This window comes from Streptomyces sp. NPDC056296, assembly GCF_042268605.1.
Classification (GTDB): domain Bacteria; phylum Actinomycetota; class Actinomycetes; order Streptomycetales; family Streptomycetaceae; genus Streptomyces.
Genome location: NZ_JBHJRX010000011.1, coordinates 107,616 through 124,511 on the forward strand (window position 1 = coordinate 107,616; position 16,896 = coordinate 124,511).

17 protein-coding genes and 2 pseudogenes are annotated in these 16,896 nt (G+C 72.6%); 10 read left to right on the forward strand and 9 right to left on the reverse strand.

Annotated features, from left to right (window positions below):
* Positions 1–7 precede the first annotated feature (7 nt).
* Positions 8–349, forward strand: coding sequence for a hypothetical protein (locus ACFCZF_RS10710; protein WP_376671417.1), 342 nt, complete (start codon positions 8–10; stop codon positions 347–349).
* Between the two features lie 17 nt (positions 350–366).
* Here ACFCZF_RS10710 and ACFCZF_RS10715 read toward each other — a convergent pair.
* A pseudogene (locus tag ACFCZF_RS10715) lies at positions 367–1,298 on the reverse strand (LLM class flavin-dependent oxidoreductase).
* 341 nt (positions 1,299–1,639) lie between these two features.
* On the opposite strand from ACFCZF_RS10715, the gene ACFCZF_RS10720 reads away from it, so the two are divergent.
* Together ACFCZF_RS10720 and ACFCZF_RS10725 are read left to right on the forward strand one after the other, a co-directional pair.
* The gene (locus ACFCZF_RS10720) at positions 1,640–2,641 is read left to right on the forward strand and encodes a glycoside hydrolase family 11 protein (protein WP_376671357.1); all 1,002 of its coding nucleotides are present in this window, start codon (positions 1,640–1,642) and stop codon (positions 2,639–2,641) included.
* Between the two features lie 34 nt (positions 2,642–2,675).
* Positions 2,676–3,662: a polysaccharide deacetylase family protein gene (locus ACFCZF_RS10725; protein WP_376671358.1), complete on the forward strand. Its 987-nt coding sequence runs from the start codon at positions 2,676–2,678 to the stop codon at positions 3,660–3,662.
* Positions 3,663–3,709: 47 nt separating this feature from the next.
* Here the strand turns inward: ACFCZF_RS10725 and ACFCZF_RS10730 are convergent, their stop codons facing one another.
* Positions 3,710–4,057, reverse strand: coding sequence for a MazG-like family protein (locus tag ACFCZF_RS10730; protein ID WP_375918955.1), 348 nt, complete (start codon positions 4,055–4,057; stop codon positions 3,710–3,712).
* Positions 4,058–4,102: 45 nt separating this feature from the next.
* Positions 4,103–4,645, reverse strand: a complete 543-nt coding sequence (locus ACFCZF_RS10735) for a DoxX family protein (RefSeq protein ID WP_376671359.1) — start codon at positions 4,643–4,645, stop codon at positions 4,103–4,105.
* Positions 4,646–4,765: 120 nt separating this feature from the next.
* Here ACFCZF_RS10735 and ACFCZF_RS10740 point away from each other — a divergent pair, with 120 nt between their 5' ends.
* Entirely contained in the window at positions 4,766–5,092 is a 327-nt protein-coding gene (locus ACFCZF_RS10740; RefSeq protein ID WP_375918950.1) for a nuclear transport factor 2 family protein, read from the forward strand.
* Between the two features lie 134 nt (positions 5,093–5,226).
* Here the strand turns inward: ACFCZF_RS10740 and ACFCZF_RS10745 are convergent, their stop codons facing one another.
* On the reverse strand, positions 5,227–6,018 hold the full coding sequence (locus tag ACFCZF_RS10745; RefSeq protein WP_376671360.1) for an SDR family oxidoreductase: 792 nt from the start codon (positions 6,016–6,018) through the stop codon (positions 5,227–5,229).
* 132 nt (positions 6,019–6,150) lie between these two features.
* On the opposite strand from ACFCZF_RS10745, the gene ACFCZF_RS10750 reads away from it, so the two are divergent.
* On the forward strand, positions 6,151–7,803 hold the full coding sequence (locus ACFCZF_RS10750; protein ID WP_376671361.1) for an alkaline phosphatase D family protein: 1,653 nt from the start codon (positions 6,151–6,153) through the stop codon (positions 7,801–7,803).
* Here ACFCZF_RS10750 and ACFCZF_RS10755 read toward each other — a convergent pair.
* Entirely contained in the window at positions 7,790–8,821 is a 1,032-nt protein-coding gene (locus tag ACFCZF_RS10755) for a Gfo/Idh/MocA family protein (protein ID WP_376671362.1), read from the reverse strand. The genes ACFCZF_RS10750 and ACFCZF_RS10755 overlap by 14 nt on opposite strands.
* Positions 8,822–8,926: 105 nt before the next feature.
* On the opposite strand from ACFCZF_RS10755, the gene ACFCZF_RS10760 reads away from it, so the two are divergent.
* The 3 genes from ACFCZF_RS10760 to ACFCZF_RS10770 all read left to right on the forward strand — a co-directional run bounded on the left by ACFCZF_RS10760 (position 8,927) and on the right by ACFCZF_RS10770 (position 13,034).
* Positions 8,927–10,264, forward strand: a complete 1,338-nt coding sequence (locus tag ACFCZF_RS10760; RefSeq protein ID WP_376671363.1) for a multidrug effflux MFS transporter — start codon at positions 8,927–8,929, stop codon at positions 10,262–10,264.
* Positions 10,216–11,391: a serine hydrolase domain-containing protein gene (locus ACFCZF_RS10765; protein ID WP_376671364.1), complete on the forward strand. Its 1,176-nt coding sequence runs from the start codon at positions 10,216–10,218 to the stop codon at positions 11,389–11,391. Before ACFCZF_RS10760 ends, ACFCZF_RS10765 begins: the two co-directional genes overlap by 49 nt.
* Before the next feature lie 632 nt (positions 11,392–12,023).
* Complete coding sequence (locus ACFCZF_RS10770) at positions 12,024–13,034, forward strand: small ribosomal subunit Rsm22 family protein (protein WP_376671365.1); 1,011 nt, start codon at positions 12,024–12,026, stop codon at positions 13,032–13,034.
* A gap of 36 nt (positions 13,035–13,070) precedes the next feature.
* Here ACFCZF_RS10770 and ACFCZF_RS10775 read toward each other — a convergent pair whose 3' ends face one another.
* Positions 13,071–13,280 (reverse strand): DUF6243 family protein, encoded by a 210-nt coding sequence (locus ACFCZF_RS10775; protein WP_376671366.1) that lies wholly within the window; start codon positions 13,278–13,280, stop codon positions 13,071–13,073.
* 99 nt (positions 13,281–13,379) lie between these two features.
* On the opposite strand from ACFCZF_RS10775, the gene ACFCZF_RS10780 reads away from it, so the two are divergent.
* Together ACFCZF_RS10780 and ACFCZF_RS10785 are read left to right on the forward strand one after the other, a co-directional pair.
* Positions 13,380–14,030, forward strand: a complete 651-nt coding sequence (locus tag ACFCZF_RS10780; RefSeq protein ID WP_376671367.1) for a TetR/AcrR family transcriptional regulator — start codon at positions 13,380–13,382, stop codon at positions 14,028–14,030.
* A gap of 161 nt (positions 14,031–14,191) precedes the next feature.
* On the forward strand, positions 14,192–14,923 hold the full coding sequence (locus ACFCZF_RS10785) for a bifunctional DNA primase/polymerase (RefSeq protein WP_376671368.1): 732 nt from the start codon (positions 14,192–14,194) through the stop codon (positions 14,921–14,923).
* Between the two features lie 22 nt (positions 14,924–14,945).
* On the opposite strand, the gene ACFCZF_RS10790 is transcribed toward ACFCZF_RS10785, so the two are convergent.
* The 3 genes and pseudogenes from ACFCZF_RS10790 to ACFCZF_RS10800 form a co-directional block, all read right to left on the reverse strand.
* Positions 14,946–15,947: a hypothetical protein gene (locus tag ACFCZF_RS10790; protein WP_376671369.1), complete on the reverse strand. Its 1,002-nt coding sequence runs from the start codon at positions 15,945–15,947 to the stop codon at positions 14,946–14,948.
* Positions 15,907–16,044, reverse strand: a pseudogene (locus tag ACFCZF_RS10795) (iron transporter); the annotation flags it as partial. The pseudogene ACFCZF_RS10795 and the gene ACFCZF_RS10790, both read right to left, overlap by 41 nt.
* Positions 16,045–16,047: 3 nt before the next feature.
* The gene (locus ACFCZF_RS10800) at positions 16,048–16,824 is read right to left on the reverse strand and encodes an ATP-binding cassette domain-containing protein (RefSeq protein ID WP_376671370.1); all 777 of its coding nucleotides are present in this window, start codon (positions 16,822–16,824) and stop codon (positions 16,048–16,050) included.
* Positions 16,825–16,896 lie beyond the last annotated feature (72 nt).

Genomic DNA, 16,896 nt, shown 5'->3' on the forward strand with positions numbered 1-16,896 from the left:
CTCGGCGATGGTTGCGGCCGGAAAGGGCAACGTGCTCGCTTCCCGGCTGATTCATCGCGCCCATGCCGAGCCGGGCTGGTTCCTCTACGCGCCGGCCTGTGCCCTGGTCGCGGCGGACCGCGTGCGGCCCGGTACCGCAGAACATCTCGCCGCGCTTCCGGGCCTCACGGTTCTCGAACTGGACCTGTCCGCCGTGCTCGCCGTGGCCCGCGAGACCTCCTGGGCCCCGGCCCACACGCGCTACGCCGCCGAGCCGACGGCAGAGCGGCCGAGCGGGGCAGTGATCGCGACGACCGAGCCCGAGAACTGGCAGGGTCAGCCCGTGCGCGTCATCGACCTCGGGCCCTGACCCCCGGCTGCCGTCACTCAGGCGAACGCCGGCATCACCCGCTCCGCGATCAGCCGCAGCTGCGTGTCCACATCCGCCGCCTCCGCCAGATCCCGCCCCGTGAACGCCTTCACCAGCGTGCGGTCCGTGATCGCGCAGATCATGTGGTTCACGCCGCTGGGAGCGATGTCCCGCTCGATCTTCTCCAGGCACTCCTCAGGCGTGCCCGCGACCGAGAGGCGGTCGGCGATCTCCGGGGTGGTCAGTTCGATGCAGTGGGCCAGGTCGCCGGCGCCGATCGCGTCGATGACCGGCTTCAGCTCGGCCGGGTCCACGCCGTTGCGGAGCAGTTGTTCCTCGGGCATGGAGGACGCGTAGATGCCGACCATGCTGCGTGCCGCCTCCTTGGCGGCCGCCGAGGAGGGGCCGGTCGCGAAGACCACCCAGGCGCCGATGTCCAGGGAGCGCCAGTCCTTGCCGGCCCGCTCGGCGCCCGCCCGGATGTGGTCTACGGCGTAGTCGTAGGCCTCGCGGGTGTAGCTCAGGGCGTGGTGGCAGCCGTCCGAGAGCTCACCGGCTGCCTCGAAGGACTTCGGTCCGCGCATCGCGCCGAGCTTCAGCGGCAGCCGGCTCTGCACGGGCCGGCCGAACGTGAACAGGCCGTCGTAGGAGAAGAATTCGCCGTCGTGCGTGACAGGACGCCTTCGGCGCGGCCGTCGGAGAGTTCGTCGAGCGTGGCGAGGGCCTGGGCTATCAGGGTCGGCTCGCGCAGCGTCACCGGGGAGACGCTCGGGCCGAGGCGGATGCGGCTGGTACGGTCGGCGGCCGCGGCGAAGAGGAGCCAGAGGTCCTTGTGCCAGGTCTCGTCGGCGGCGTAGCAGGCGTGGAAGCCGAGTTCGTCGGCGAGCTGGATGGATGCCAGGGACTCGGCCAGGGGGTAGTCGGGGAGCATGGCGTAGCTGAACTTCACGGGCGCACCTTCCGGTGTGGGAAACGGTGTGCGGCTCTCTGGTGTTCTGCCTCCCCGAGGATGTGAGGTCCCGTCCGCCGTGTCCAGAGGACCTCGGCTCGGCGAAACATTCGGTAAGTCGTACTGTGATTTCTGATCATGTCGTCGCGGGTCATTCCGCCGGATGGCTTTTCCTGTGCGCGTAGTTCGGTTGACCTGCTCATGTGGGCGAGTTGTGGGCGCCGAGGGGGAATCGAAGGTTTCGAAAGATTTACCGAAACTGTTGACGCCCGACGGGTGCGGACCAACACTGGCGCCGTCGTCACACCCCACGGAACCCCCACGGAGAGGAAGCACCCGCCATGAACGTGCTCGTCCGACCCGGGCGTCGCAGAAGCGGCTCCGTCACGCTGCTCGTCAGAAGTGCGTGGGCCTTCGCGCTGGCCGCCCTGGCCGCGCTGATGCTGCCGGGCACCGCCCACGCCGGCACGGTCGTCACGACCAACCAGGAGGGCACCAACAACGGCTACTACTACTCGTTCTGGACCGACAGCCAGGGCACCGTCTCCATGGACATGGGGTCCGGCGGCCAGTACAGCACCTCGTGGCGCAACACCGGCAACTTCGTCGCGGGCAAGGGCTGGAGCAACGGCGGACGCAGGACCGTGCAGTACTCGGGCAGCTTCAACCCGTCCGGCAACGCGTACCTGACCCTCTACGGGTGGACGTCGAACCCGCTCGTCGAGTACTACATCGTCGACAACTGGGGCACCTACCGGCCCACGGGCGAGTACAAGGGCACCGTGACCACCGACGGCGGCACCTACGACATCTACAAGACGACGCGGTACAACGCCCCGTCCGTCGAAGGCACCCGCACCTTCGACCAGTACTGGAGCGTGCGGCAGTCCAAGCGGACCGGTGGCACCATCACCACCGGCAACCACTTCGACGCGTGGGCGCGGGCCGGAATGCCGCTGGGCAACTTCAGCTACTACATGATCATGGCCACCGAGGGCTACCAGAGCAGCGGCAGCTCCAACATCACCGTCGGCGGTACGGGTGGCGGCGACAACGGTGGTGGTGGTGGCGGTGGCGGCGGGTGCACCGCGACGCTTTCCGCCGGGCAGAAGTGGGGGGACCGGTACAACCTCGACGTCTCGGTGAGCGGGGCGAGTGACTGGACCGTGACGATGAACGTGCCGTCACCGGCGAAGGTGCTGTCGACCTGGAACGTCAACGCGAGTTATCCCAGCGCCCAGACGCTGACCGCCAAGTCCAACGGCAGCGGCAACAACTGGGGCGCCACCATCCAGGCCAACGGCAACTGGACCTGGCCCTCGGTCTCCTGCAGCGCGGGCTGACACACCTGACACGAGGAGAGGAGGACCCACTCCTATGCGCACCGGACCACGCCCGTCACCGCGTTCCCTCGTCACCGGGGTAGCCGTCGCCGCGCTGGCCGCCGCGGGCACCGTCGCCGCCGACGCCGCCCCGGCGCGGGCCGCAGTCTGCAACGGCTACGTCGGACTCACCTTCGACGACGGACCCTCCGGAAACACCCAGGCCCTGCTCAACGCGCTCAAGCAGAACGGGCTGCGGGCCACCATGTTCAACCAGGGCCAGTACGCGGCCCAGAACCCGTCCCTCGTCCGGGCCCAGGTCGACGCCGGCATGTGGGTCGCCAACCACAGCTACACGCACCCGCACATGACGCGGCTCAGCCAGTCGCAGATGGACTCGGAGATCTCCCGGACGCAGCAAGCCATCGCCAGCGCCGGTGGCGGTACGCCCAAGCTGTTCCGGCCGCCGTACGGCGAGACCAACGCCACGCTGCGGTCGGTCGAGGCCAAGTACGGGCTGACCGAGGTGATCTGGGACGTCGACTCGCAGGACTGGAACAACGCCAGTACCGACGCGATCGTGCAGGCCGTCTCCCGACTGGGCAACGGCCAGGTCGTCCTCATGCACGACTGGCCGGCCAACACGCTCGCGGCCATCCCGCGCATCGCGCAGACCCTGGCGGACAAGGGCCTGTGCGCCGGCATGATCTCGCCGCAGACCGGCCGCGCGGTCGCCCCCGACGGCGGCAGCGACGGAGGCGGTGGTGGCGGTGGCGGTACGTGTACCGCGACGCTGTCCGCCGGGCAGCGGTGGGGGGACCGGTACAACCTCAACGTCTCGGTCAGCGGGGCGAGTGACTGGACGGTGACCATGAACGTGCCGTCCCCGGCCCGGGTCATGTCCACCTGGAACATCAACGCCAGTTATCCCAGTGCCCAGGTACTGACCGCCAAGTCGAACGGCAGCGGCGGCAACTGGGGTGCCACCATCCAGGCCAACGGCAACTGGACCTGGCCGACGGTCTCCTGCACCGCGGGCTGACCGGCACACGGAGGTCCGGGCCCGGGGCGTCCCCGGGTCCGGTACCGTCACGTCTCCGACGGCAGCGACCGCCCCGCCACCCGCGCCAGATGCCGCGCGAACACCTCCCGCGCCTGGGGCGTCAGCGTCCGCAGTACCACCAGCGCCGTGATCACGACGTCGCACAGCTCCGCCTCGACGTCGTCCCACGTGTGGGTGACGCCCTTGCGGGGGTTCTGGCCGGTCGCGCCGATCACCGCCTCGGACACCTCGCCGACCTCCTCGGACAGCTTCAGCATGCGCAGCAGGAGGCCCTCCCTGCCGCTGACGGCCTCGTCGGCCTCCAGCCACTTCCACAGGTCGTCGACGGTGTTCCAGAGGTCGGGGGGCGTGCCGTCGCGGTCGTCGTCGCTCATGCGGGGCAGCCTGCCACGGTGGGCGGGGCGGTCGGGACCGGTTCGTCAGTCGAACAGGGGTTCCTGCTCTCCCTCCGCCGCCTTCCGTACCCGCTTGTTCCGTGCCCCCACGACGACCGCCGTGGCCGCCGCCGTCGCCGCCAGGGCGGCCGGGACCATCCAGTTCCGGTTGACCGCGTGGCCCAGCGCGTGGTCCAGCGAGAGTCGGCCGGGGCCCGTGACCGCGAGGCCGGTGGCGGTCAGGCCGAGGGACACCGCGTACTCGTAGCCGCCGGCCTGGGCGAAGAAGCCGTTCGGGGCGTGCACCGCCGCGGCGCCCACCATCGCGCCGGCCGCCGCCGCGCCCGCGGCCGGAGTGGCCAGGCCCAGCGCCAGCAGCGTTCCGCCGCCCGCCTCCGCGAGGCCGGCCGCGGTGGCGCTGGCCCGGCCCGGCGAGTAGCCCATGGCCTCCATGGCCTGGCCGGTGCCCTCGATGCCGCCGCCGCCGAACCAGCCGAGCAGCTTCTGCGCGCCGTGCGCGGCCAGGACGCCGCCGGCACCCAGGCGGAGCAGCAGCAGCCCGAGATCGCGCCGGTCATAGCAGTTCACGTCGACTCCCTCGCGGACGGTGGTGGCTCACCTCCCCACCGTCGCCCGCCCGCGCCGCGCGGGCCCGCCGCGGGCGCCGTTCGGGTGGCGGGGGTGCGGAGCCGGTGTGACGCTGCCGCCATGACGATTCAGACCACGCGACTCAGCGACCCGGCCGTCCGCGCCTTCGTCGCCGCCGTCAACGCCCACGACCGTGAGGCCTTCCTCTCGCTGCTCGCCCCGGACGCCACCATGGCCGACGACGGGGACGACCGGGACCTCGGCCAGTGGATCGACCAGGAGATCTTCTCCTCCCACGGCCACATGGAGGTCGACAAGGAGTCGAACGCCGGTCGCGCCCTCATCGCCCGCTACAGCAACGACACCTGGGGAGAGATGCGTACGCGGTGGGACTTCACCGTGGACGAGGAGGGCCGGATCGCGCGGTTCGAGACCGGGCAGGCGTAGCGCGCGCTCGCGTGATCTGCGCGGCAGCCGTTCCGCCCACCGGTGTGGATCCCCAGCCGGTGCGGCGGGACGGCTGCCGCCTCCCCCCTCGGTATGGCCTGCGGATCGCTCTGAGCGTCACGGAAGGCCAACGCTCAGCCGCGTCCCACGTACGGCATCGCCGTCGCCATGACCGTCGCGAACTGCACGTTCGCCTCCAACGGCAGCTCCGCCATGTGCCGCACCGTGCGCGCCACGTCGGCCACGTCCATCACGGGCTCGGGTGCCGTCTCCCCGTTGGCCTGGAGCGCGCCCGTCTGCATGCCGGCCGTCATGTCGGTCGCCGCGTTGCCGATGTCGATCTGGCCGACCGCGATGCCGTAGGGGCGGCCGTCCAGCGACAGTGACTTGGTCAGTCCCGTCAGCGCGTGCTTGGTCGCCGTGTACGCCACCGAGTGCGGGCGCGGCGTGTGGGCCGAGATCGAGCCGTTGTTGATGATCCGCCCGCCCTGCGGGCGCTGCTCCTTCATCTGCCGGTACGCCGCCTGCGCGCACAGGAACGCCCCGTTGAGGTTGGTGTCCACCACGTGCCGCCACGCCTCGTAGGGCAGCTCCTCGACCGGCACGCCGCCCGGACCGAACGTCCCGGCGTTGTTGAACAGCAGGTCCAGCCGCCCGAAGCGGTCGCGTACGGCGTCGAACAGGGCCGCCACGTCCTCGGGGCGTGACACGTCGGCACGGACGGGGAGTGCCGTCCCACCACCCTCGGGGGCCTGTGAGGCCGTCTCCTCCAGGGTCTCGACGCGCCGGCCGGCGAGGGTCACCGACCAGCCTGCCGCCAGCAGTTCGACGGCGACCGCCCGGCCGATGCCGGAGCCGGCGCCCGTGACGACGGCCACTTTCTGTGCGCCGACGTTTTCCTCGTCAGCGGTTCTCACGGTGTTCATGAGTCGGCAGCGTACGCGTGGCGGATCATGCGGAACTCATCCATCCGACATGGGATCGCCATGTCCGCACCAAGCCAGGGTCTTCCCCGGCCATTCGAATGCCCCGTGCAACCACTGCATGGGGAGGAACGGATGACACCCGCGAACCACCAGGCCCAGTCCCAGCCCTCGCACGCGCCCGAACTCCGCGCCGCCGCCCGCCACCTGGGCCGCCGTCGCTTCCTGACCGTCACCGGCGCCGCCGCCGCGCTCGCCTTCTCCGTGAACCTGCCGGCCGCCGGCACCGCGAGCGCCGCCGAACTCGACGCGGCACGGCTCACCGACGACCCCTTCACGCTCGGCGTCGCCTCCGGCGACCCGCAGTCCGACTCCGTCCTGCTGTGGACGCGCCTGGCCCCCGCCCCGTACCAGGCCGACAGCGGCCTGCCCGCCAAACGCGTCGACGTGGGCTGGGAACTCGCCCTCGACGAACGGTTCCGCCGCGTCGTCAGACGGGGCAAGGCCACCGCCCACCCCGAGTTCCACCACACCGTGCACGTCGAGGTGGACCACCTCGCGCCCGGCCACGTCTACTACTACCGCTTCCGCGCCGGCCGCTGGGTCAGCCCGGCCGGCCGCACCCGCACCGCGCCCGCGCAGCGCAGCCGGGTCTCCGACCTCACCTTCGGCGTGGTCTCCTGCCAGAAGTACGACGAGGGCTACTACACGGCGTACAAGCACCTGGCCCAGGAGGACGTGGACGTCGTCTTCCACCTCGGCGACTACCTCTACGAGTACGCCGTCGACGACGTCGCCGGCCGGCGCGCCTACCCGGCCGGCACCCTGCCCTCCCTGTTCAAGCGCGAGACGGTGACCCTAGAGGACTACCGCCTGCGGTACGCCCTCTACAAGTCGGACCCCGACCTGCGGGCCGCGCACGCCGCGCACCCGTTCGTCGTCACCTGGGACGACCACGAGACCGAGAACAACTACGCCGACGAGACGCCGGAGAACAGCGTCCCGCCGGAGGAGTTCCTCATCCGTCGGGCCGCCGCCTACCGGGCCTACTGGGAGAACATGCCGCTGCGCCGCCCGCAGCTGCCCGACGGAGCCGACCTGAAGCTCTACCGCCGCCTGCACTGGGGCCGGCTGGCCCAGTTCGACGTGCTCGACACCCGCCAGTACCGCTCCAACCAGGCCTACGGCGACGGCTGGCAGTTCCCCGGCCCCGAGTCCGAGGACCCGAGCCGCACGCTGACCGGCGACGCCCAGGAACGCTGGCTGATCAACGGCTGGCACCGGTCGAACGCCCTGTGGAACGTGGTGCCCCAGCAGGTCACCTTCTCGCGGCGGTACAACATGACCACCACGCCGTCCAAGGTCTCCATGGACTCCTGGGACGGCTACCCGGCCTCCCGCGAGCGGGTGCTGGCCGGCGCGCAGGCCGCCGGCATCGAGAACCTCATGGTCCTCACCGGCGACGTGCACGTCTCCTACGGCTTCGACATCAAGCGCGACTTCGACGACCCCGGCTCCCGGACCCTGGGCACCGAGATCGTCACCACCTCCGTCACCAGCGGGCGCGACGGCTCGGAGAAGCCGTCCAACTGGGACACGCTCATGGCCGCCAACCCGCACCTGAAGTTCTTCAACGGGCGGCGCGGCTACGCGACCGTGTCACTCGGCCGGAAGTCCGCGCGCGCCGACTTCAAGACGGTGTCCCACGTGACCACGCAGGGCGCGCCGCTGACGACCGCCGGGTCCTTCGTGACGGAGGTGGGGGAGCAGGGGCTCAAGCCGGCGTGACGACCGGCTCGCTCGTCTCTCCTGTCTCTCCCGGGTAGCGGGCGCCGACGCGGTCCCGGATCGCGTCGAGCGTCCGCATCACGGCCAGGGTGCCGTCGAGCGGGACCAGCGGGGACTCGGTCTCACCGGCGCGCAGGGCGCGCATCACCTCCCGGGCCTCGTGCTTGAGGCTCGCCCGGGGGCCGTCTCCCGGGTCGGCCCGGAACTCCTGCGGGTCCTGGCCGTCCCGGTGCAGGACGAAATGGTCCGGGAAGAAGAAGCCGCACGGGACGTCGATGCGGCCCTTGGAGCCGGTGACCGAGGCGGAGTTGGGCGTACCGCCGGTGATGGAGCAGTGCACCGAAGCGAGAGCGCCGCTCTCGTAGGAGAGCAGTGCACCCGTCTGGAGATCGACGCCCTCGTCGGAGAGCACCGCTCGCGCCGCGATGTCCGACGGCTCACCGAGCAGCAGCTGGGCGAACGACACCGGGTACACCCCCAGGTCGAGCAGCGCGCCGCCACCCTGCGCGGGGTCGCGGAGACGGTGCGCGGGCGGGAAGGGACCCGCCAGCCCGAAGTCCGCCTGGACGCTGCGGATCTCGCCGATCGCGCCTTCGTCGACCAGTGACTTCAGTCGCCGTACCAGCGGGTTGCAGTACATCCACATCGCTTCCATCAGGAAGCCGCCGCCCTGCCGGGCGAGCGCGACCAGCTCCGCCGCCTCGCGCGCGTTCAGCGTGAACGGCTTCTCGCACAGCACGTTCCGCCCCGCCTCCAGGCACAGGCCGGCGGCCGTCCGGTGCGCCGAGTGCGGAGTGGCGACGTACACCACGTCGACGTCCTCGTCCCGCGCCAGCGTCTCCCAGTCGCCGTACGCCCGCGGTATCCCGAACCGCTCCGCGAACGCCTTCGCCGACGCCTCCGTCCGCGAGGCCACCGCCACGACCTCCGCGTCCGGCAGATCGACCAGATCCGCCGTGAACGTCGCCGCCATCCCGCCGGTCGCCAGAATCCCCCAGCGCACCTTCTGCCCGGTCACCGCTGACACCCTGCCCCACCCTCGCTCAGGTTGTTCGAGTCTGTTCGTTCAAGTCCGTACGAGCTGAGAGCATAGGTGGCGGATCTGTCGAAGAGGGAGGGGCACATGCCCGAGCGCGGGCCGTCCATACCGCACACGCCACCGGACACCACACTGAAGACCTCGAAGCCTGCGCAGGCGGCCGGACCGGAAACGGGACCGGCCGCCCGCTCGCTGCGCGCCACCCGCCGTACCGGCCTGCTCGTCACACTCATCCTCGGCGGCCTGACCGCCACGCCGCCGCTGGCGATGGACATGTACCTCCCAGCGCTCCCGGAGGTCACCCGGTCCCTCCACGCGCCCGCCGCGACCGTCCAGCTCACGCTCACCGCCTGCCTGGCCGGCATGGCGCTCGGCCAGCTCGTGGTCGGACCGATGAGCGACAAGTGGGGCCGCCGCCGCCCGCTCCTGGCCGGTCTCGCGATCTACGTCGTCGCCACCGTCCTGTGCGCGTTCGCGCCCACCGTCGAACTCCTCGTCGCCTTCCGGCTGGCGCAGGGACTCGCGGGCGCCGCCGGGATCGTCATCGCCCGCGCCGTCGTCCGGGACCTGTACGACGGCGTGGCCATGGCCCGCTTCTTCTCCACCCTCATGCTGATCTCCGGAGTCGCGCCGATCGTCGCGCCGCTCATCGGCGGGCAGATCCTGCGGGTGACGGACTGGCGGGGCGTGTTCGTCGTGCTCACCGTGGTCGGGGTGGTGCTGGGCGTCGTCGTGTGGGCCAAGCTGCCCGAGACGCTCCCGGAGGAGGAACGGCACGGGGGCGGGGTCGGCGACACCCTGCGCGCGATGCGCGAGCTGCTCGCCGACCGCGCCTTCACCGGGTACATGCTCGCGGGCGGCTTCACCTTCGCCGCGCTGTTCGCCTACGTCTCGGCGTCCCCGTTCGTCATCCAGGAGATCTACGGGGCCTCCCCGCAGACGTTCAGCCTGCTGTTCGGCCTCAACTCGATCGGCCTGATCATCGTGGGGCAGATCAACGGCAAGGTCCTGGTCGGACGGGTCCGGCTGGACCGGGTGCTGGGCCTCGGCCTCCTGATCGTCATCGCCGCCGCGACCGCCCTGCTGCTGATGACCCTGGGCGTCTTCGGCGAGGTCGGCCTGGTGCCGGTCGCCGCCGCGCTGTTCGTGCTGATGTCCGCGATGGGCATCAGCATGCCCAACACCCAGGCGCTCGCCCTGATGCGGGTCAGGAAGTCCGCCGGCTCCGCCTCGGCGCTGCTCGGCACGTCCTCCTTCCTCATCGGCGCCATCGCCTCCCCGCTCGTCGGGATCGCGGGGGAGGACACCGCCCTGCCGATGGCCGTGGTCCAGCTGGCGGCGGCGCTGGTGGCACTCGCCTTCCTGGTGGGGATGTGTCGTCCTGGCACGGGACGGACGACGGGCGAGGGAGAAGACAGCTGAGCGCTCCGAGACTGCGCAGCGGCACCCCGGAGCGGGCCGGACTCGACCCCGGGCAGCTCCGCCGTGTCGTCGAGGAGGTGCACGGCCTCACCACCGGCGAGCGCCCCTGGACGGCGGGTGCCGTGGTGGCCGTCGGACGCGGACCCGTGCTCGCCGTCGAGGAGGCGGCGGGCTGGGCCGTGCGCTATGCCTCCTACGACCCGCGCACCGACACGGGCGTGGAACTGCCCGCCCGCTCCCGGGTGCCGATGACCGTCGGCACGCCCTTCGACCTGGCGTCCCTCACGAAGGTGTTCACGGCGGTCGCCGCCGTGCAGCAGATCGAACGGGGCACGCTCGGCATCGACGCCAAGGTCGGGGCGTATCTGCCGGACTTCCGGGCCGCTGCCGCGCACGGCGTCACGGTGCGGCAGCTGCTCACCCACACCTCGGGGCTGCGGCCCGAACTCCCGCTGTACGACTGCGCCGACGACGAGGAACGACTGCGGCGGCTGCGGGCGGAGCCGCCGGTGGGGGTGCCCGGCACGTACTGCTACTCGGACCTGAACATGCTGCTCCTCCAGCAGGTCCTGGAACGCGTCACCGGCCGCGGCCTCGACGTCCTCGTCCACGACGGGATCACCCGGCCGCTGGGCATGACGGCGACACACTTCGGGCCGTGCCCGGGGGCGGCGGCGACGGAGGACCAGCGCAGGCCGTGGGCCAAGGCGGACCGGGGGATGCTGCGGGGCGTCGTCCACGACGAGAACGCGTGGGCGCTGGGCGGGGTGGCCGGTCACGCGGGACTCTTCTCGACGGGGCGGGACCTGGCCGTCTTCTGCCGTGCGCTGCTGGCGGGCGGCTCGTACGGGCCGGCGCGGATCCTCGGCTCCGATTTCGTGGAGCTGCTCCTGACCGAGCCGGGGCTCGGGTTCGCCCTGGACCAGCCGTGGTTCATGGGCGAGCTGGCGGGGCGCGGGGCGGCCGGGCACACCGGGTTCACGGGCACGATGCTGGTCCTCGACCGGGGTACGGACACTTTCGCGGTCTTCCTCGCCAACACGGTCCATCCGCGCCGCCGGGCGCCGGACAACGGGCCTCGGGCTGCGTTGGGGACGCGGGTGGCGCGGGCTGTGCGGGAGATTTGAGCGGGGCGCGGAGTGCCTGCGGCGGCCTGCGCGGGTTCGGTGGGGGTGCGGGTAGCGCGGTGCGTTGTGTTGTGGGTCGGGCCGCGCCGGGGGGTGTCCGTCCTCGGAACGGCGCGGAATCGGTCGGCCACGGAAGTGCCGTCAGTTGACGCGCCAACCACTGCGGGCGAACACCCCCCGACACGTCCCTTCTCGCCGTACGCGGCTTCCCGCCCGTCCCACCCCGCCCCGCCCCGCGCAGCTGCGGGCAGTCGTGCCGCTGGGGCGGCACGGGTGGGCGCAGCGGCACCCCGCCAGCGCCGGGCCGCGCGACCCACCCCCGGCCCGCACCCACGCCGGGCGCCCCGGTAGCGCCGGACCGCGCGACTCACCCCCGGCCCACACCTACGCCGGGCGCCCCGGCAGCGCCGGGCCGCGCGACCCACCCCCGGCCCGCACCTACGCCGGGCGCCCCGGTAGCGCCGGGCCGCGCGACCCACCCCCGGCCCGCACCTACGCCGGGCGCCCCGCCAGCGCCGGGCCGCGCGACCCACCCCCGGCCCGCACCCACGCCGGGCACCCCGGCAGCGCCGGGCCGCGCGCCCGCACACCGTCACCCCGCCCCGCCCCGCCCCGCCCCGTAGAATCGCCGGGTGAACGACCCCGCCGCCCCCGCCGACACCCTGCGCGTCGCCCTCGCCGACCTCGTCGACGGGCTGCCGCCCCGGCAGGCCGCGCAGGCCGTGGAGCGGCTGATCGCCAACTACCGCGGGGCCACCCCGACCGACGCCCCGATCCTGCGGGACCGCGCGGACGTCGTCGCCTACGCCGCGTACCGCATGCCGGCGACCTTCGCGGCGGTGCGGTCGGCGTTGGCGGCGTTCGCGGACGCCGTGCCCGGGTGGGTGCCCGGGAGCCATGTCGACGTCGGCGGCGGGACCGGCGCGGCCACCTGGGCCGCCAGCGCCACCTGGGGCGGCGTTCGTCCGGTGACCGTGCTCGACTGGGCCGAGCCCGCGCTGGCCCTCGGCCGGGAGATCGCCGCCGCCCACCCGGCCCTGCGCGACGTACGTTGGCAGCGCTCTCGGATCGGAGCGGCGCTCACCGTCGAGAGCACTGATCTCGTCACCGTCTCCTACGTGCTCAACGAGCTGACCCCCGCAGACCGCGCCGCCCTCGTCGACGTCGCCGCCTCCGCCGCGCAGGCCGTCGTGATCGTGGAGGCCGGCACCCCGGACGGGTACGCCCGTGTCATCGAGGCCCGCGACCGGCTGATCTCCGCCGGGTTCCAGGTCGCCGCCCCCTGCCCGCACAGCGCCGCCTGCCCCATCGTCCCCGGCACGGACTGGTGCCACTTCGCGGCGCGGGTCAGCCGTTCCTCCCTGCACCGCCAGGTCAAGGGCGGCTCCCTCGCCTACGAGGACGAGAAGTTCAGCTATGTCGCCGCCACCCGGCTCCCGGTCGACCCCGCCCCCTCCCGCGTGGTCCGGCGTCCGCAGATCCGCAAGGGTCAGGTACTGCTCGACCTGTGCGAGCCCGACGAGCAGCTTCGCCGCCGGACGGTCACCAAGCGGCACGGCGACCTGTACAAGGCCGCCCGGGACGCGGACTGGGGGGATCCCTGGCCCCCACCGGAGCTGGAGGCCAACGCCCATACGCGGTAGGGGCGTTGGCCGAGGGGGCGGGGGCGTGCAACCCGCTCACGATGCCTCGTCGCTCGCGGGCTCGCCTTCCTGTGTCTGCTGCCGCTGCCGTTCCTGGAGCTTGCGCAGCAGTTCCCGTTTCTGGCTCTGCGGGTCCAGTCCGCCGCCGATCCTGCCGTTGCGGTCGCTGCCGCGCAGGGCGTTGCGGCCGAGCTTCCGGCGCGTGCCGCCGACGCCCAGCATGTTTCCGGCTCCACCTCGGGACATGGGCTTCTCCTCTCGTGGGACGAGACGTTGCGTCTCGTTCTTCATGGGTCCCACTGTCCGGCGAGACGTACCGTCTTGTCAACCTGATAAATTCGAGACATGGCCGCTCAGAAACCAGCCCACGTCCCGACTCCCGCGCCCGTCAGGCCGCACCCCGACGCCACCCGTCGCAGCCAACGGTCCCGTCAGTCCATCTACGATGCCGCTCTCGCCCTCGTCGCGGAGGTCGGCTACCCCAAGACCACCATCGAGGGCATCGCCGCCCGCGCCGGTGTCGGCAAGCAGACGATCTACCGCTGGTGGGCCTCGAAGGGCGACGTCCTGCTGGAGGCCTTCCTCGACCTGGGCGAGCGGGCCGTGCAGGCCGCCGGCGAGGAGGCGTACGCCATCCCGGACACCGGTGACGTCGCCGCCGACCTCAAGGCCGTGCTGCGCGCCACCGTCGACGAACTGCGGGATCCCAAGTTCGAGGCCCCCTACCGCGCCCTGGCCGCGGAGGGCGTCGTCAACGAACAGCTCGGCCGTGAGTTCGTCGCCAGGCTCCTGGAGCCGTCGCTCCAGCTCCACGCCGACCGGCTGCGCGCCGCCCAGGACGCCGGGCAGGTGCGACCGGAGATCGACCCGCGCATCGGACTGGAACTCTTCGTCTCCCCGCTCGCCCAGCGCTGGCTCCAGCACACCGGGCCCATCTCCCACGCCTACACCGACACACTCGTCGACTACGCGCTCCACGGGCTCGCCCCGCGCTGACCGAAGAAGCCCGACCAAGAAGCCTGACCGAAAAAGCCCGACCGACAAAGCCCGACCGAAGTAGCCTGACCAGGGAAGTTTGTCCCTTCCCGACCCCGAAGCGCCGAATGGTGCGACCATAGGGCATGCTGGTGCGCACGACGGCGAGGCGAAGGGGATAGATGAGCGCGGAGTTCGGCGGTCGGAGCGGTCTGCAGGGCAAACTCTCCCGATGGCTGCGCGGACGCCGGCCCAAGGAGGCCGCCGGTGACGGTGGCCGGGAGGACCTGCTGCTCGCCGCCGCCGGTGCGGGCCTGCCCCTGGCGCCCGCCGCGCACCCGGCCGGATACCGCTGCTCGTGCGACCGCGTCGGCTGTCCCACCCCCGCCCGGCACCCGGTGTCGTTCGCCTGGCAGACGCAGTCCACCACCGACCGCGCGCAGATCGAGCGCTGGGCCCGCCACCAGCCCGAGGCCAACTTCATCACCGCGACCGGCATGGTGCACGACGTCCTCGACGTCCCGCTCCAGGCCGGTCGCGAGGCGCTTCGGCGCCTGCTCGACGCCGGTATCGAGGTCGGCCCGGTCGCCGAGAGCGACGACGGCCGCATGCTGCTGTTCACCCTCACCCGCGGCACCCCCGAGTCCGAGGACGAGTGGTGGCCCTGCGAGCTGGACTGCCACCCCGAGACGATGGACGAGCATCCGGGCCTGCGCTGGCACTGCCGCGGCTCCTACGTCCTCGTACCGCCCGCCCGCCTGCCCGGCGAGGACCGGACGGTGCACTGGGTACGCGGCCCGGAGCACCCGCTGCCGGACCCGTTGACCCTGCTGGAGATCCTCACCGACGCCGGTGCCCGGCACGCCGGCGAGGAGAGCGACCACGCCGGCACGGCCTGGCCGCTGCGCCGCTGAGCGAGCGCGGCGCCACCCGCCGCTACTCGCCCTTCGCCGACGTCAGACCCTGGACCCGCCCCAGGACCGACACCTGCCCGTTCCCCGAGCCCTCCGCCGGGTCGAGCGCGATCTCGTTGGAGACGAACTCCATCGTCAGCGACTGCTTGATCTCGCCGTCCGTCAGCGCCAGTACGTCCTTGTTCGGCGTCGGCACCGACGCGCCTCGCGCCGAGGTCTGCTTCTCGAAGTGCCGTGTGGTGAAGAACACCAGCGCCCCGCCGTCCTCCGTGCGCAGCGCCAGCGGCGCGTAGTCGCCGTTTGTCAGCGGCTCGTCGATGTACTGCGTGACCAGGCCGGGGCGGGTCGACCGCTTCTCGCGCAACTCCCGCCAGGAACTGGTGTGGGCGCCGTCCGCGAAGGTCTTCCCGCCGTTCCGCAGATACGTCGTGTAGTCCTTGCTCAGGTCGGCCGGCGGAACGGCCAGGTCGGTGGAGTTCGCGGGGACGGCCTCGGCCCAGCCGTCCCGGTCGGTCTTGAACTCGGGCACCTTGTCGGGCGCGACCAGCGTCAGGTAGGCCGCCTGCCAGGTCTCCTCCAGGCCGTGGCGGGTGAAGACCAGCAGCCAGCGGGCGTCGCCGCCCTTGTTGGCCTTGGTGTCCGCGACGAACCAGCGCGGCCAGCCCGCCTTCTTCGGGATCGTGAACTTCGCGTCCGTCAGCTCCAGCGGCGTGTGCGACGGGTTGCCGTCCGGGTTGTTGGCCCGGCCCGCCTCCAGCCGCGCCGAGTCGATGGCGGCGAGAGCGCCGGTGGTGTGCTCGGCGTCCAGCGAGGGGTCGTAGGCCTTGTCGGCCGCGTTGTAGGCGGAGGTGAACTGTTGGAGCGCCTTCGCCGCCTCGGCCCGGGTGGCCGACGGGAGCACCTCGCGCTCGCCGTGCACCACCACACATCCGCTTGCCGTCAACGACAAAGCGGTCGCCGAGGCCGCTATCAGCGCGCTCCGGTCAAGCCTGCGGGGCCAACGAGGGCCGCGATCCCTGCTCATCAGGTTCCTTCACCTTCCCCTTCCCGGAGGCGAACCCTACCGGGACGAGGTGGCGCGCGAGCGCCGGGACCGGGTACAGCGGCCACACCGTGACCTCACGTCACGGCTCGCGCCTCGGGACGACCAGCGGCGCCCCCGTGCGCGGGTGCGGCAGTACCTCCACCGGCTGGTCGTAGACCTCGGAGAGGAGCCCCTCGGAGAGGACCTCCGTCGGCGGCCCGTCGGCCGCGACGCGGCCCGCGCGCAGGATCACGACCCGGTCCGCGTACGCCGCCGCCAGTGACAGGTCGTGCAGTACGACGGCCACCGCGTCCCCGGCCCGCGCCCGTTCCCGGCACAGCCGCAGCACCAGCTCCTGGTGGCGCAGGTCCAGTGCCGCGGTCGGCTCGTCGAGCAGCAGCAGGGGAGCGCGCTGCGCGAGTACGCGGGCGAGCGCCACCCGGGCCCGCTCGCCGCCGCTGAGCGCGGAGAACGGCCGCCCGGCGAAGCCGGTCACCTCCGTGCGCGCCATCGCCTCGGCCACGGCCGCGTCGTCCTCGTCCGCCAGGTCACTCCCCGCCCAGGGCGCCCGGCCCATCCGGACCACCTCCGCCACCGGGAACGGGAAGGACAGCGACGCCGACTGGGGCAGCACGGCCCGGCGCAGCGCCAGTTCCGGCGCGGACCACTCCGTCACCGGGCGGCCGTGGACGCGTACGACCCCCTCGGCGACCGGAGGCACCGGATCCACCACCGGCGGCACCGGCACGACCACGGGCGGCGCGATCGGCGGCGGCAGCCTGGCCTCCACCGGCGCGGACCTCCCGGGCCCGGCCCTGGGCGCCGCGGCCGGCGTCGCGGTCGCGACCGGCGCGGGGGCGGTCTTCGCCGCGCGCAAGCGGCGGACGCGGCGGTAACCCGTCGGGGCCGTCGCGGGCCGGGGCGGCCCGCCCCGGCGGCCCGGACACCG

What these genes read in the sequence shown, in the direction of transcription:
- ACFCZF_RS10710 (WP_376671417.1), top strand. Translation starts at nt 8, where the DNA reads ATGGTTGCGGCCGGAAAGGGCAACGTGCTCGCTTCCCGGCTGATTCAT.
- ACFCZF_RS10720 (WP_376671357.1), top strand. Translation starts at nt 1,640, where the DNA reads ATGAACGTGCTCGTCCGACCCGGGCGTCGCAGAAGCGGCTCCGTCACG.
- ACFCZF_RS10725 (WP_376671358.1), top strand. Translation starts at nt 2,676, where the DNA reads ATGCGCACCGGACCACGCCCGTCACCGCGTTCCCTCGTCACCGGGGTA.
- ACFCZF_RS10730 (WP_375918955.1), bottom strand. Translation starts at nt 4,057, where the DNA reads ATGAGCGACGACGACCGCGACGGCACGCCCCCCGACCTCTGGAACACC.
- ACFCZF_RS10740 (WP_375918950.1), top strand. Translation starts at nt 4,766, where the DNA reads ATGACGATTCAGACCACGCGACTCAGCGACCCGGCCGTCCGCGCCTTC.
- ACFCZF_RS10745 (WP_376671360.1), bottom strand. Translation starts at nt 6,018, where the DNA reads ATGAACACCGTGAGAACCGCTGACGAGGAAAACGTCGGCGCACAGAAA.
- ACFCZF_RS10750 (WP_376671361.1), top strand. Translation starts at nt 6,151, where the DNA reads ATGACACCCGCGAACCACCAGGCCCAGTCCCAGCCCTCGCACGCGCCC.
- ACFCZF_RS10760 (WP_376671363.1), top strand. Translation starts at nt 8,927, where the DNA reads ATGCCCGAGCGCGGGCCGTCCATACCGCACACGCCACCGGACACCACA.
- ACFCZF_RS10775 (WP_376671366.1), bottom strand. Translation starts at nt 13,280, where the DNA reads ATGTCCCGAGGTGGAGCCGGAAACATGCTGGGCGTCGGCGGCACGCGC.
- ACFCZF_RS10780 (WP_376671367.1), top strand. Translation starts at nt 13,380, where the DNA reads ATGGCCGCTCAGAAACCAGCCCACGTCCCGACTCCCGCGCCCGTCAGG.
- ACFCZF_RS10785 (WP_376671368.1), top strand. Translation starts at nt 14,192, where the DNA reads ATGAGCGCGGAGTTCGGCGGTCGGAGCGGTCTGCAGGGCAAACTCTCC.
- ACFCZF_RS10790 (WP_376671369.1), bottom strand. Translation starts at nt 15,947, where the DNA reads ATGAGCAGGGATCGCGGCCCTCGTTGGCCCCGCAGGCTTGACCGGAGC.